Origin of the sequence: Pseudonocardia oceanicola (assembly GCF_047200735.1) — a bacterium.
Classification (GTDB): Bacteria; Actinomycetota; Actinomycetes; order Mycobacteriales; family Pseudonocardiaceae; genus Pseudonocardia.
Map to the genome: position 1 here is coordinate 22,235 of NZ_JBJZON010000017.1, position 13,839 is coordinate 36,073.

The 13,839-nt window shown below is 74.5% G+C and carries 12 protein-coding genes and 1 pseudogene; 12 read left to right on the forward strand and 1 reads right to left on the reverse strand.

Features of this window, described 5'->3' with window-relative positions:
* The first annotated feature begins 20 nt into the window (after window positions 1–20).
* The 8 genes and pseudogenes from ACL02T_RS22360 to ACL02T_RS22395 all read left to right on the forward strand — a co-directional run bounded on the left by ACL02T_RS22360 (window position 21) and on the right by ACL02T_RS22395 (window position 7,561).
* Complete coding sequence (locus ACL02T_RS22360) at window positions 21–1,196, forward strand: phosphotransferase family protein (protein WP_412832695.1); 1,176 nt, start codon at window positions 21–23, stop codon at window positions 1,194–1,196.
* A 14-nt stretch (window positions 1,197–1,210) separates the two neighbouring features.
* Window positions 1,211–1,720 (forward strand): hypothetical protein, encoded by a 510-nt coding sequence (locus ACL02T_RS22365; RefSeq protein WP_412832696.1) that lies wholly within the window; start codon window positions 1,211–1,213, stop codon window positions 1,718–1,720.
* Between the two features lie 40 nt (window positions 1,721–1,760).
* Complete coding sequence (locus ACL02T_RS22370; protein WP_412832697.1) at window positions 1,761–3,332, forward strand: helix-turn-helix domain-containing protein; 1,572 nt, start codon at window positions 1,761–1,763, stop codon at window positions 3,330–3,332.
* A 135-nt stretch (window positions 3,333–3,467) separates the two neighbouring features.
* On the forward strand, window positions 3,468–4,577 hold the full coding sequence (locus ACL02T_RS22375) for an NDMA-dependent alcohol dehydrogenase (RefSeq protein ID WP_412832698.1): 1,110 nt from the start codon (window positions 3,468–3,470) through the stop codon (window positions 4,575–4,577).
* Between the two features lie 24 nt (window positions 4,578–4,601).
* Complete coding sequence (locus ACL02T_RS22380) at window positions 4,602–6,068, forward strand: aldehyde dehydrogenase family protein (protein ID WP_412832699.1); 1,467 nt, start codon at window positions 4,602–4,604, stop codon at window positions 6,066–6,068.
* Window positions 6,069–6,202: 134 nt separating this feature from the next.
* Window positions 6,203–6,325, forward strand: a pseudogene (locus tag ACL02T_RS22385) (tyrosine-protein phosphatase); the annotation flags it as partial.
* 67 nt (window positions 6,326–6,392) lie between these two features.
* A complete protein-coding gene (locus ACL02T_RS22390; protein WP_412832815.1) occupies window positions 6,393–6,719 on the forward strand; it encodes a hypothetical protein in 327 nt (108 codons plus the stop codon).
* Window positions 6,720–7,012: 293 nt separating this feature from the next.
* A complete protein-coding gene (locus tag ACL02T_RS22395) occupies window positions 7,013–7,561 on the forward strand; it encodes an ABC transporter permease subunit (RefSeq protein WP_412832813.1) in 549 nt (182 codons plus the stop codon).
* 20 nt (window positions 7,562–7,581) lie between these two features.
* On the opposite strand, the gene ACL02T_RS22400 is transcribed toward ACL02T_RS22395, so the two are convergent.
* Window positions 7,582–8,385 (reverse strand): acyl-CoA thioesterase domain-containing protein, encoded by an 804-nt coding sequence (locus tag ACL02T_RS22400; RefSeq protein WP_412832700.1) that lies wholly within the window; start codon window positions 8,383–8,385, stop codon window positions 7,582–7,584.
* A gap of 135 nt (window positions 8,386–8,520) precedes the next feature.
* On the opposite strand from ACL02T_RS22400, the gene ACL02T_RS22405 reads away from it, so the two are divergent.
* The 4 genes from ACL02T_RS22405 (at window position 8,521) to ACL02T_RS22420 (ending at window position 13,687) form a co-directional block, all read left to right on the forward strand.
* Entirely contained in the window at window positions 8,521–9,558 is a 1,038-nt protein-coding gene (locus ACL02T_RS22405; protein WP_412832701.1) for an alcohol dehydrogenase catalytic domain-containing protein, read from the forward strand.
* Window positions 9,559–9,715: 157 nt separating this feature from the next.
* Entirely contained in the window at window positions 9,716–11,083 is a 1,368-nt protein-coding gene (locus ACL02T_RS22410) for an alpha/beta hydrolase domain-containing protein (protein ID WP_412832702.1), read from the forward strand.
* Window positions 11,084–11,148: 65 nt separating this feature from the next.
* Complete coding sequence (locus ACL02T_RS22415; RefSeq protein ID WP_412832703.1) at window positions 11,149–11,931, forward strand: GntR family transcriptional regulator; 783 nt, start codon at window positions 11,149–11,151, stop codon at window positions 11,929–11,931.
* 139 nt (window positions 11,932–12,070) lie between these two features.
* Window positions 12,071–13,687 carry an amidase gene (locus tag ACL02T_RS22420; protein ID WP_412832704.1) on the forward strand — a complete coding sequence of 539 codons (1,617 nt, stop codon included), beginning with the start codon at window positions 12,071–12,073 and terminating at the stop codon, window positions 13,685–13,687.
* The last annotated feature ends 152 nt before the right edge of the window (window positions 13,688–13,839 follow it).

Consider the following 13,839-nt stretch of genomic DNA (forward strand, 5'->3'; position numbering starts at 1 on the left):
CCCTGATCCGTAGGAGTGTCATGACGAGCACGGTCGACGCAGACCACGACCGCCCCCCGGGCGAGGCCCGACCGATGGAGGGAAACCTGCGGACGATCCTCGACGAACGTGGGAGGCGCCGCGAGCGTGGTGCGGGCGACCGCACCGGCCTCACCCCGACCGTCGCGGCCGACCGCCTCACGGCGTTCCTCGGCACGCAGCTCGACGGCGACTTCGAGGTCGCCGACGTGCGCCAGCTGTCCGGGGGCGGGGCGAACGAGGGGTACTCGTTCAGTCTCGTGCGCGGGGGTGAACGGGAGCGCCTCGTGCTGCGGATCAAGTCCCACGGGGCGTGCTGCGAGACCGACGTCGAGCGCGAGTTCTCGATGCTCGGCGCGGTCCGCTCGGTCCTGCCCGTGCCGGAGCCGCGCTGGCTGGCCCTGGACCCGGAGCACTTCGACGCCCCCGCCATGGTCACCGAGTTCGTGGCAGGGGTGCCCGCGCCGACGGACGGGGTGCCGCTCGCCACCGGCCTGGGCACCGTCTACGGACCCCGGCTCGCCGCGGAGCTGGCCCCGCAGTTCGTGGGCCACCTGGCCACGCTCCACTCTCACGAGTGGCGTGGCACGGAGCTGCCCGGCTTCGACGTCCCGCGGGACGGCACGACCGACGCGATCGACTGGCGGCTCGCCTTCTGGGACCGGGCGTGGGACGAGGACGCCGCCGAGCCCCACCCCACCCTGACGATGACCCGCGGGTGGCTCTGGCGCCACCGCCCCGTCGTCGACCGCGTCTCCCTGCTCCACGGCGACTACCGCAACGGCAACTTCCTCTTCGACGAGACCACCGGAGAGATTCGAGCCGTCATCGACTGGGAGCTCTGCTACCTCGGCGACCGCCACTCCGACCTCGCGTACGCCATGCTCCCCGCCTGGGGCTCACCCGGCGAGTCCGGCGAGTTCCTGAACGCCGGGCTGATCGAGCAGGAGCCCTTCATCGCGGAGTACGAACGCCGCTCGGGGCTGGCGGTGGACCGCGACCGCCTCGACTACTACATGGTCTACAACCTCTACTGGTCCGTCGTGTCGCTGATGGCCACCGCGACGCGCAACGCGGACCTGCGGATGACCCAGCTCGACGTCATGTACAACACGATCTACCCGGGTCTCGGGGCCTTCTTCTGCCGCGAGCTCAACCGCCTGGTGACGGGAGCCTGACGATGATCCCCACGGTGACCCAGCAGCTCACGGCCATCCGGCGGCGGATCGCGGACTCGGTGGTGCCCGAGTTGCCCGCCGACGCGCGGTTCGCCCGCGAGCAGGTCATGCTCATCGACGCCGCCCTCGGCCTGGTGATCGACTCGCACGAGCACGAGTACCGGCTGGCGGTGCTCGATTACCACGAGTACCGGAGCCTGCTCGAGGAGTTCGCGAGGCTGGCGGGCGAGGGCTCCCCGTCCCTGCCCGAGCAGGTCGCGGACGGGCCCGCCCCGGATGCGGGCGCGCTTCCGCTCGCCGCCGTGGAGGAGCGGACCCGCTGGCTCAAGGAGGAGACGGCGCGCCGGTACTCGGAGCTGGCCCGCAGACCGTCGACCGCGGCGCAGGCGGGCACGCTCCTGGCGGGCGTGGCCGCGCGCCAGGTCGACCGCGAGGCGTCCTGGTACCGCGGTGCGGGCTTCACGGCCGACGCACCGCCGCTCACCGACCTCCTCGGGGAGGCCACGCCGACCGGGTGCGCGTGACGTGACCCGCCACGGCGAGGGAACGACGTGCCGCGACGATGTGCCCGAGCGGCAGGTCATCGCCTCGTCGTGGCGACGCGTCGGGCGCAGCGGACTGCGGGCCGACGCCGCACCACGCGAGGACTACGCCGCGGTGGACCGGTCCCGGCTGCTCAACCGGGCCGCCGAGCCGGTCCTGTCCACCCTGCAGGACGACCTGGCGGGCGCGCAGAGCGGCATCCTGCTGGCAGACCAGGTCGCCCGCATCGTGGACGTGCGGTGCGGGGAGCCCGCCCTGGCCGCCGCGGTGGAGCGGATCGGCGCCACCGTGGGCATGCGGTTCGGCGAGGACACGACGGGCACGACCTGCCTCGGCACCACCGTCGAGCTGCGGCAGGGCCTCGCCGTCCGCGGGCCCGAGCACTACTTCCAGACGTTCCGGGACTTCAGCTGCGTCGGGCACCCGATCGTCAACCCGTTGACCCGCCGGCTGGAGGGTGTGCTGAACATCAGCACCCGGGCGAGCGACGACCACCCGGTGTTCGCCGCGCTGGTCCGGCGGGCGGCGCGAGACATCGAGCGGGCGGTCGAGGCGGGCTCGTCGCGCTCCCACCAGCGGCTGATGGCCGAGTTCGACCGCCGGACCCGCACGTTCGGACCTCGACGGGAGCCCGCGCTCGTCGCCGTGGCCGACGGGGTGGTGGTCTCCAGCCGCGCCGCCGTCGACCTGCTGGGCCCCGCCGACCACGTGGCGGTCCAACAGTTCGCGGGCGAGCTGGTCGCGGGGCCGTCCCGCGAGCGGCGCGTCGCCCTGGCCTCCGGGCGGGAGGCCCGGCTCCTCGGGACGGTGCCCGACGGCGTGACCGGCGCGTTGGTCGAGATCGTCCTGGAGGCGCCGTCGTCCCCCTCGTCCCGGGCGGTCCGCTCCTGGCCGCTGCTGGTCACCGGTGAGACCGGCACCGGCCGCACGACCGAGGCACGCGCCCTGCTCGGGCCCGGCCGCGTCGAGGCCGACGCCCTGCACGCGCTCCCGGCCCGCGAGCACACCTGGTGGTTCGACCTGCGGCGGCACCTGCGCGCCGCGGGCGTCGACGGGGTGCTCGTCGAGAACGTCCACCTGCTCTCGGCTCGGCTGTCCGGGCTGCTTGCCGAGGAGCTGCGGGGCACGCGGGTCCCGGTCGTGCTGACCGCGGTGCCGGACGCGGAGGCGGTCGCCCCCGCGCTGCGGTCGGCGTGCGTCGAGCAGGTGGGGCTGACCCCGCTGCGGCTGCGGCGCCACGACATCCCGGGCCTCGCCGAGGCGATGCTGCTGTCCATGGGCCGGGCCCGGCTCACCCCCGCGACGCTCCGCCTGCTCGCGGCCCAGCGCTGGCCGGGGAACCTGACCGAGCTGCGGCGGATCGTGGAGCACCTCGCCGTGGTGCGGTCGGTCGGGGACATCGTGCCCGCCGACCTGCCCTCCTCCCATCGCGGCGTCGACGGTCCGGAGGACCCGCGTGACCGGGCCGAGGCCGAGCTCCTGCTCGCCACCCTGCGCGGATGCGGCGGGAACAAGCAGGAGGCCGCACGCAGGCTGGGGATCAGCAGGTCCACCCTGTACAACCGCATCCGCGCGCTGCACCTCGCCCCCTGAGGTCCGCCGGTCGGGGTGTCGAACAAGTTGGACACTCCGGCCGCGGCCTCGGTGGGACGCTCGGACGGCGGAAGATCGACTGCCGGGTCCCGGCGTCGTCTCCGCCTTCTTTCCGACGATGCGAGGAGGAGCCGGATGAGAACGAAGGCCGCCGTGGTGCACGAGCCGGGCAAGCTCGAGATCGAGGAGCTCGAGCTCTCGGGGCCCGCGGAGCACGAGGTACTGGTCCGCTACACGCACTCGGGGATCTGCCGGTCGGACGTGCACATCGCCCACGGCGAGCTGCCCGCGCGGCTGCCGATGGTCCTGGGCCACGAGGGCGCCGGGGTCGTCGAGGAGGTCGGCGCCGGCGTGACGCGGGTGAAGGCCGGCGACCACATCGTCTGCTCCTTCCTCCCCTCCTGCGGCCACTGCCGCTGGTGCGCGACGGGCCGCCAGGCGATCTGCGACATGGGCGCGACGATCCTCGAGGGGTACCTGCCGGGCGACCGCTGGCCGCTGACCGGCACGGCGGGCACCTACGGCTCGATGTGCATGCTCGGCACGTTCAGCCAGTACAACGTGGTGCACGAGAACTCCGTCGTCCCGGTGGCGAAGGACCTGCCGCTGGACAAGGCCGCCCTCGTCGGCTGCGGCGTCCCGACCGGCTGGGGCTCGGCGGTCCACACCGCCGACGTCCAGGCGGGCGAGACGGTGATCGTGTCCGGGATCGGCGGCATCGGGATCAACGCGGTGCAGGGCGCCCGGTACGCCGGGGCACTGAACCTGATCGCCGTCGACCCGCTGTCGAACAAGCGGGAGAAGGCGCTGGAGCTCGGCGCCACGCACGCCGTCGGCACGATCGAGGAGGCGGGCGAGATCGCCCGTTCGATGACCAACGGCAACGGCGCGGACACGACGATCGTGACGGCAGGCCTGGTCGAGGAGGAGATCGTCACCGGTGCCTTCCACGCGACCGGCAAGGGCGGCACCGTGGTGCTCACCGGCGTGAACCGCCTCGACGCCGACAGCGTCAAGCTCCCCGGGTCGCTGCTCACGCTGTTCGGCAAGTCGATCAAGGGTTCGCTGCTCGGTGACTGCAACCCGACCGCGGACATCCCGCTGCTCCTCGACCTCTACCGGGCCGGTCGGCTCGAACTCGACGGCCTCATCACGAAGACCTACTCGCTCGACCAGGTCAACGAGGGCATCGACGACCTGCTGGGCGGCGCCAACGTGCGCGGCGTCATCGTCCACGAGCACTGATCCACACCGACCGGAGGACACGCCATGACCGTCGTCGACGACGCCCCCGTCGCCCCCAACGTCCCGGCCGAGGAGCTCCGCCGCGTGCTCGACGCGCAGCGCGCCGCCTTCGTCGCCGAGGGGTCCCCCAGCGCCGAGGTGCGCCGCAACCGCATCGACCGCCTGCTCGCCGCCGTCCTGGAGTCCGCGGACGACATGGCGACCGCGCTCGACCTCGACTACGGCGGTCGCCCGACCGCCCTGTCGAAGTCCTTCGAGGTCATGGCCTGGCTGCCCGACGCCGAGGACATCCGGGCCAACCTCGAGACCTGGATGGCCCCGGAGCCGCTGCCCGATGCCCCCGGGTCCGTCGGCAGGCTCGAGAAGCGCCCGCTCGGCGTCGTCGGGGTGATCGGGGCCTGGAACTTCCCGGTGATCCTGACCTTCCAACCGGCCCTCGCCGCACTCGCCGCGGGCAACCGCGTCATGATCAAGTTCCCGGACCTGCACGTCCGCACGGCGAAGGTCCTGGCCGACGCGGTCGCGCGGCACTTCACCGAGGACGAGGTCGTGGTGGTCGGCGGCGACCTGCAGACCGCCCGGGACTTCTCCGCCCTGCCGTTCGACCACCTGATCTTCACCGGGTCGCCCGCCATCGGGCGCGAGGTGGCGATCGCCGCCGCCCGCAACCTGACGCCGGTGACCCTGGAGCTCGGCGGCAAGAACCCGGTGGTCGTGGCCGGGGACGCCGATCTCGAGCTGGCCGCGCACCGGATCGCGGGCACCCGGCTGCTCAACGGCGGCCAGATCTGCCTGTGTCCGGACTACGTGTTCGTGCCGCGCGCACACGGCGAGCGGTTCGTGGAGCTGCTGCGCGCCGAGATGGCCCAGCCCTACCCCGACGGCGCGAGTGCGCCCTCGGCGGTGGCCATCGTCGACGACCGGAACCACCAGCGGGTGACCGGCCTGGTCGACGATGCGGTCGCCCGCGGCGCCCGCCGGATCGAGGCCGTGCCCGCGTCCCCCGCGGCCGGACGCTTCGTACCCCCGACGATCCTCACCGACGTGCCCGCGGAGGCGCGGATCAGCAGCGAGGAGATCTTCGGGCCGGTGCTGCCGGTGTACCTCTACGACGACGTGGCGGAGGTCATCGACCACGTCAACGCGGGCCCGGCGCCGCTGGGCGCCTACTGGTACGGCGAGGAGGGCGACGACTTCGCCCGCTTCCTGCGCCACACGGCCAGCGGGGGCGTCACCCGCAACGACGGCATCGTTCACGCCTTCGCCCCGGGCGCGTCCTTCGGCGGAGTCGGGAACTCCGGCACCGGGGCTTACCACGGCAAGGTCGGCTTCGACCGGTTCAGCCACGTGCGCACGGTCGTCGCCTCGGTCGCGCCGGTGGGGATCTCCGACGGCATGGTCGGCTCCGCCCTGCTGTCCGAGGCCGTCGTGGGGGCGGTGGACCAGGGCATCGCGGCCGCGCTCGCCCAGGTGCGGGAGCGCCTCGGCTGAGCGGTCCGAGCCGGCGGGGGCCGGGACCGCAGTGCGGTCCCGGCCCTCGCGGCTTCCCGTCTCATCCAGGCCACTCGCCGTCGAGCATCGTTCACCCGATCGAGGGGGACCGCGTCACTCTCATCTAGATGAATATGGGCGTGACCCTCTCGTCCCCCTCCCGCCGGCTCACGGTCGGTGCCACCGACACCCTGCGCGACGTCGGCGGCTACCCCGCCGACGGGGCCCGGACTCGATGGGGGCGGCTGTTCCGCTCCGACGCGACGCACTTCGCCGCGACCCCCAACTCGCCGCACTGGGCCTGCGGACGGTCGTTTCGCCGCGGTGCCGCCGCAGTCCGGTGCCGCCGATCCCACGGACGAGACGCTGCGTGGCGCCCGTCCCGAGTCCATGGCCGCGCTGCTGCGCGTGCTCGCCGCCGAGCACGGGGGCGCCCGGTCCTCGCTCGTGGGGCACGGCGTGCCCGACGAGGCGATCGACCACCTCCGCACCACCCTCACCGAGCCGGGAGCAGACCAGTCCGACGGAGCCACGGAACGGCAGATCACCCGGCGGATCACCCTCCCGCTGCTCTCCCCCACCCTGCTCTTCCTGACCACGCTCACCATCCTCTCCGCCACCCAGCTGAGTTCCCGACGATCCAGACCCTGACCGGGGGCGGGCCGGGCGACTCGACCACGAACCTCTACTACCTCCTCTACGAGACCGCGTTCGGCTCCTTCGACATCGGGTTCGCCTCCGCCGCGAGCGTGCTCTTCTTCCTCGGGTTCGGGCTGGTCGCCTGGGGCGCGGTGTGGCTCATGGACCGCTGGAGCTTCCACGATGACTAGACCCGCCCCACGCCGGTTCCGCGCAGGCACCACCGGGGGCCACATCGTCCTCGCGCCGATCACGGTGTTCAGCCTGGTGCCGATCGCCTGGATGTACCTCACGGCCTGTCCGACCTGGGCTGGCTCAACACCCTGACCGGGGTGATCGTCCCGCAGATGACCGCCCCGCTCGCGGTCCTCCTGCGCCAGCACAGACGGTACTTCCCCCGCGAGCTGCTCGACGCCGCTCGGATGGACGGACGCTCGCACTGGAACACACCACGGACCGTCGTCGTGCCCTCGCTGCGAGGCCCACTCGCGGCGCTGGCGATCCTGCTGTTCGTCACCGCCTGGAACGAGTACTTCTGGCCCCTGCTCGTCCTCACCGACCCGACGTCGGTCGTCCAGATCGGGCTGCGGGGGCTGATCACCGCCAGAACCGACTACCAGATCCTGGAGGAGGACCACGACCTGCGGCTGCGCCACTCGTGGCGCTCGCTCGCCGCGACCGTCGCGGGCCGCGAGGACGCGGCCCGGCTCGATCTCCCACCGGGCGGTGCGGTGATGCTGCGGGAGGGCGTCAACGTCGACCCGGCGCTCGTCCCCACCATCTACCTCCGCCGCCGGATCCGCGGCGACCGGATCCGGTTCACCATGCACTACGACACCGCGGCGGGCCCCTGACGGTGTTCCACCCCCTCCCGCTACCGGGCTGGGGTCGCCGCCACGGACGTGCGGCCGGTGACTGTCCCGGCGGCGCAGAGCTTGCCGGTGGCGGTGCGCGCCTCGACCCGGACCAGGGCCAGGGACCGCCCGGCGTGCTCGACGACGGTCCGGAACGTCACCACACCCACGGCGGGCCGCAGGTAACGCACGTTCACCGCGGCGAGCGCCAGGTCCGAGCCCGCCCACTCGCGTTCGCCCAGCATCATCACCAGGGTGGCGAGGATGCCGCCGTGCACCACCTCGGACGGGTTGGCCAGGTCGGGCCGGACGGGCAGCACCAGCTCGGCGCACGGCTCGACGGCGAGGAGATCGGCGAGATCGGCCCCTCGGGGGGCGACGGGCGGCGGCGGTGCGGGCTCCAGGACGGAGGCGGGCACCCCCGGGACGTAGCGGTGCCAGGTGGTGCCGATCGCGAGCACCCTCCCGTCCGCGGCGGTGACCCGGCCGCGGGCGAGGCCGCCGCCGTCGTCGAGCATCACCGGCTCGCCGGTGGCGAGCACCTCCCGACCGTCGGTGGGCAGCGGGGCGGCGATGTCGAGGGACAGCTCCGTGGTGACCGACCACCCGTCGAGCCCCCGCGGGCTGAGGATCGCCTGGCCGAACGCGTCGTCGACCAGCACGCCGAGGCCCGCCGCAGAGGGGCGGCCACCGGGTCCGGCCAGCCACGGACCCGTCGCCATCGGGATCTCGGCCCGGTCGAGCGTCGCGTGGATCGGCCCGAGCCCGAACAGCGTCTCCGGCCTGCCCAGCGGGATCAGCAGGATCCGCGGCCCGAGATCCACACCCGCGCCACCGTCGTCCACATGGCCCCCAAATCATTGGACATTTTCGATGCCTTCGTCAGCAATTCTGTCATATGGCCGGTAGCGTGTCACCGCCACCCCGCGTGGGCCGGGGGAGGCCGGAAGGAGCACGGCATGCGCGCGGTGGTGTACAGGGGACCGGGACAGGTCGTCATCGAGGAGGTGCCCGAGCCCGTGCCGAGCCCGGACCGGGTGCTGGTACGGGTGCGGGCGGCCGGGGTCTGCCAGACCGACGTGCACATCCGCCGAGGACACGATCACCGCGCGGTCTCCGGCCTCGTCCTCGGCCACGAGATCGCCGGGACGGTCGAGGCGGCGCCCGACGGCTCGCCCTGGGCGCACGGCACCCCCGTCGCCGTCTACCCGATGTGGGCCTGCGGACGCTGCCCCGCCTGCGTCGCCGGACGCCGGCAGGCGTGCGTCGGCACCGGCGGTCGGACGGTGACCCCGCCGACCCCCGGGGTGAGCGCGCCCGGCGGGATGGCCGACCTGGTGTCGGTGCCCGAGTCCGCGCTCGCCGGCGCCGACGGCCTCGATCCTGCGGTGGCCGCCGTGCTCGCCGACGCCGTCCTCACCCCGTACAGCTCGATCCGCGCCGCCCAGCCCCACCTGAGCCCGGGTGCCGTCGCGCTCGTCGTCGGGGTGGGCGGGCTCGGCTCCACCGCCGTCGCCGTGCTGCGCGCCACGACCGCCGCCACCGTGGTGGCCGTGGACCTCAATCCCGCGGCACTCGCCGCCGTCGCCGACCTCGCCCACCACACGCTGGCCGCCGACGCCCCGGACGTGGCGGGCCGGATCCTCGAGCTCACCGGTGGGGCCGGCGTGGACGTCGTCCTCGACTTCGTCGGCGCCGCGGCCACCCTGGAGCTGGCCGCCGCCACCGTGGCCCCCTTCGGCGCGGTCCGGGTCACCGGCATGTCCGAGGGCGAGCTCACCCTGCACTGCGGCGCCGGGAGCCGCTTCCCCCGCGGCGTCTCGGTCACCGAGCGCACCTTCTCCGGCAGCCGCACCGAGTTCGACGAGGTGCTCGGCCTCGCCGCCTCCGGCACCGTCGTCCCGACCGTGACCCGCCATCCGCTCGACGACGCCGTGGCCGTCCTCGACGCCCTGGAACGTGGCGAGGTCCGCGGGCGGGCCGTGCTGACCCTCTGACCGCACCGTGGACCGGCACCTTGGACCGACACGTGACACGAGTCACCCGATCTGTCATCGTTCGTGGGCGTTCTCCGCCTGCACCGACGCGATCCGGAGGCTTGTCATGGTCGATGTTGAACAAGGTCCGACGGCGAGCCCCGTCGAGGGGACGGCCGTGTTGGGACCCCTCGACCAACCGCGCCCGCTCCCCCCGGGCTTCGTCGAGGAGGAGTGGTTCCTCATCGGGCGGGCCACCGGCCACCGGCTCGTCGGCGAGCGATCGCCGGACGGCACGTGGGAGGTCGAGCCCGCCGGGGAGGCGGACTACACGACCCGCCTCGTGGTCCGCAGGCCGGCCGAGGCCGACCGGTTCAGCGGGACGGTGGTCGTCGAGTGGATCAACGTGACCGCCGGGGCCGACATGGCACCGGAGTGGTCGATGGTGCACCGCCACCTCGGCCGCGCCGGGCACGCCTGGGTCGGCGTCTCGGCGCAGGCCGCCGGGATCCAGGGCGGGGGCCTGGTGGCGGGCGACCACCTCACCGCGGTCGCGCCCGACCGGTACGGCGCGCTGCACCACCCGGGGGACGCGTACGCCTACGACGTCTTCACCCAGGCCGGGCGGCTGCTCCGGGCCGGGGCCGGTCCGCTCCGGGACCTGCCGGTGGAGCGGCTGATCGCCGCCGGGGTCTCCCAGTCCGCCCTGGCACTGACGACCTACTACGACGCGATCGCGCCGGGCGGCGCCCCCTTCGACGGCTACCTCGTGCACAGCCGCTCGGCGGGGGCGTTCCCGCTCGACGGCTGGGACACCGCGGGCGCGTTCGACGACGTCGTCGCCGGCTTCCGGACGGACGTGGTCCGGTTCCGCACGGACGTCGCCGCCCCCGTGCTGGTCCTGCAGGCCGAGACGGACGTGCTCGCGATGGGCGCCCACGCGGCCCGGCAGCCGGACTCGGCCACCCTCCGGTACTGGGAGGTCGCGGGCTCGGCCCACGCCGACACCTACCAGCTGCTCGCCTCGCCTCGGCACGACGAGGCCACGACCGCGGCCGACCTCGTCCGGCTCACGGCCCCGGCCACGGCCGTCCTCCCCTGGATGGCACCGACGTCCGCACCGGTCAACTCCGGCCTGCAGATGCACTACGTCGCGCAGGCCGCCGTCGCCGCGCTCGACGAGTGGGTGCGCACCGGGCGAGCGCCCGCGGCCGCCCCGCCGCTCGAGGTCGATCCCGCGGGGGCGGCCTTCGTGACCGACGAGGCGGGCATCGCCCGGGGCGGCATCCGCACCCCGTGGGTGGACGTCCCGATGGCGGTCCTGTCCGGCCTCGGCGCGGGCACCGACCCCATGGCTTTCCTGTTCGGCACGACCCGGCCCTTCGAGCCCGCCGAGCTGAGCGAGCGCTACCCCGGTGGTCGCGACGAGTTCGTCGCGCGGTTCGCCTCGGCCGCCGACGACGCCGCGGCGGCCGGCTTCCTCCTGCGCGAGGACCTGCCCGAGATCCACGCCGTCGGCGCGGCGGCCTACCCCGGTCCCGGCTGATCGTCCGACCATCCACACCGGACCGCAGGCGGGGCGCGGGACACTACAGTATCGGCGGGGGTGCGATGGACGGGACGCCGCCGGGGCGCGGGCACGAGCGACTGGCCTGGGGGCGCCGCGCGCCCCGCGACCGCACGGCGCACGGGGTGCGCAGGCTGCGGGACCTGCTGCGGGCGGGCATGGTCCGGGCCGGGGCCACCGGCCGCAAGCTGCCGTCGGAGCGCGAGCTGATGCTGTCCCACGGCGCCTCCCGCACCGCGGTGCGGGAGGCCCTGGGGCTCCTCCGGGACGAGGGCCTGGTCGCCCGCCTCCAGGGCCGCGGCACGGTCACCCTCGACCTGCCCGCGCTCATGTCGCTGCGCGAGTACCACGGGGTGGAGCGACCCACGCCCTCGAGTCTGCTGGGCGGCGCGATCCGCTCCCACGTGCTGGAGGAGACCACGATCCCCGCGCCCGCCGGGCTCGCGGAGCTGCTCGGACGCGAGCCCGGGGATCCGGTGCTGTGCGTCGACTACGTGGGGACGGTCGGGGACGACCCGGTCGTCGTCGCCACCGACTACGTGCGGATGCCCGAGGCCGCCGCGGTCGCGGGCACGCCGTTCCGCACGGACTGGTACGTGCGGCTGGCCGATGCCGGTCTCGTCGTCGACGACACCGAGATCCTCTTCGAGGCCGGCGTCGCGGACGCGTTCGACGCCGAGCTGCTCGCGGTGCGGCCCGGCGAACCGATCATGATCATGGAGCAGCTGCTCCGCGACCCGGCGGGCGAGACGTTCAACGTCGCCGTCATCCGGTCCGCCGGGCGGCGCATGACGCTGCACTCCCGGCAGCGCAGGACCGGCCCATAGCCGCCCCGCCCCCGCGGAACCCCCGCGACCTCTCGCCGTCACCGCAGGTCAGCGCGTTGCGACCGGCGGCTCACCCCGCGCATCCGGCGCGTAGCCGGGCCGATGTCGCGGCGCAACCGGTCGCCCCCACCCTTCCGGCATGGCCGACTCCCCTCTCACCCTGTCCGACGCCCTGCGCCTGCTGGACACCGGAGCGATCTCGAGCGTCGAGCTCACCGAGGCCGCCCTCGCCGCGGCGGACCGCGACGACGCGACGCTGGGCGTGTTCGTCTCCCGCTTCCCCGAGCGGGCGCGCGCCGCCGCGCGGGCCGCGGACGAGGCGCGGGCTCGCGGTTCGGCGGCGCCCCTGCTGGGCGTCCCGATCGGGATCAAGGACATCATCACGACCGAGGACGGCGAGACCACCGGGCAGAGCCTCGTGCTGGACCGCGCCTGGGGGGCCGGGGACGCCGCCGTCGCGGCGCGGCTGCGCGCGGCGGGCGCGGTGGTCGTCGGGAAGACGACGACGATGGAGTTCGCCCTCGGCGATCCCGACCCGACGAAGCCCTTCCCGATCCCGCGCAACCCGTGGGACCCGACGCGCTGGGCCGGCGGGTCCAGCTCCGGCTCGGGCTCCGGGGTCGCGGCCGGGATGTTCCTCGGGGCGTTGGGTACCGACACCGGAGCCAGCGTCCGCATGCCGTCGGCGCTGTGCGGGATCACCGGCCTCAAGCCGACCTACGGCCGGGTGCCGAAGTCCGGCGTCATCCCGCTCGGCTACAGCCTCGACCATGTCGGGCCGATGGCGCGCAGCGCCGAGGACTGCGCGCGGCTGCTCGGGGTGCTCGTGGGCCGCGACGCCGCGGACCCGACCTCGGTCGACGGCCCGCCGTTCGCCGTGCCCGCCGCGGGCGACCTCTCCGGGCTGCGCATCGGCTACGACCCGCTGCACGCCGTCTCCGGCGCCGCCCGCGACCTCGGCCTGGACGCGCTCACCGACGCCGCCCTCGACGTCCTGCGCGAGCGCGGGGCCACGGTCGTCCCCGTCACGCTCCCGCTGTACTCCGAGGTCACTGCCGCGTGCGCGGTGTCGATCATCGCCGAGGCGGCCGCGTACCACGCCCCCGACCTGCGGGACCGCTGGGCGGACTACTTCGCCTCCACCCGGGCGGGGCTCGGCATGGCGGCCTTCGTCTCGGCCGCGGACTACGTGCAGGCCCAGCGCGTGCGGCGGGCGGGCCAGGTGGCGGTCGCCGCCCTGTTCGCCGAGGTGGACGTCCTGGCCTCGCCCACCGTCGCCGCCCCCGCTCCCCCGGTGGAGGCCGCCGGCGGATACGTGGCGTCGCTGTTCGCGGGCACCGACCTGGCCTACCTCACCGCGTACTGGAACGCCCTCGGCAATCCCGCCCTGTCCGTCCCGACCGGCTTCTCCTCGACCGGTCTGCCGCTGGCCCTGCAGCTCGTGGGGCCGGCCTTCGCCGACGAGACGGTGCTCCGGGTGGGCGCCTCCTACCAGGAGCGGACGGACTGGCACCTGGCCCGACCCGAGCCCGCGCCCGCACCGCTGGACCGGCCCTCCGCCGCCGCTCCCCCAGCGGGGCTCCCGGAGCCGAGCGCGGGCGCGCTGGCGATGCTGGAACAGGCCGCCCTCGGGATCGGCCCCGACGAGCTCGCCGCGCTGGCCGCCGCCCTGCCGATGGTCCGGGCGAACGCCGAGCGCCTGCGCGACGTCCCCGGGACGCGCTACGCCGACCCGGTGACGGTCTTCCGGGCCTGAGCGGCGGCCCCGACCGCCCGTCCGCGCGCGCAGACGGGCGGTCGGCTCAGTCGAAGAACTACCGTGTCCGGGTCCACCGCGGCGAGCATGGTGTCGAGGCTGAGGTGGGCGGACGTGGATCTCCACGGTGTCCTCGGCGTCCATGCCCCCTG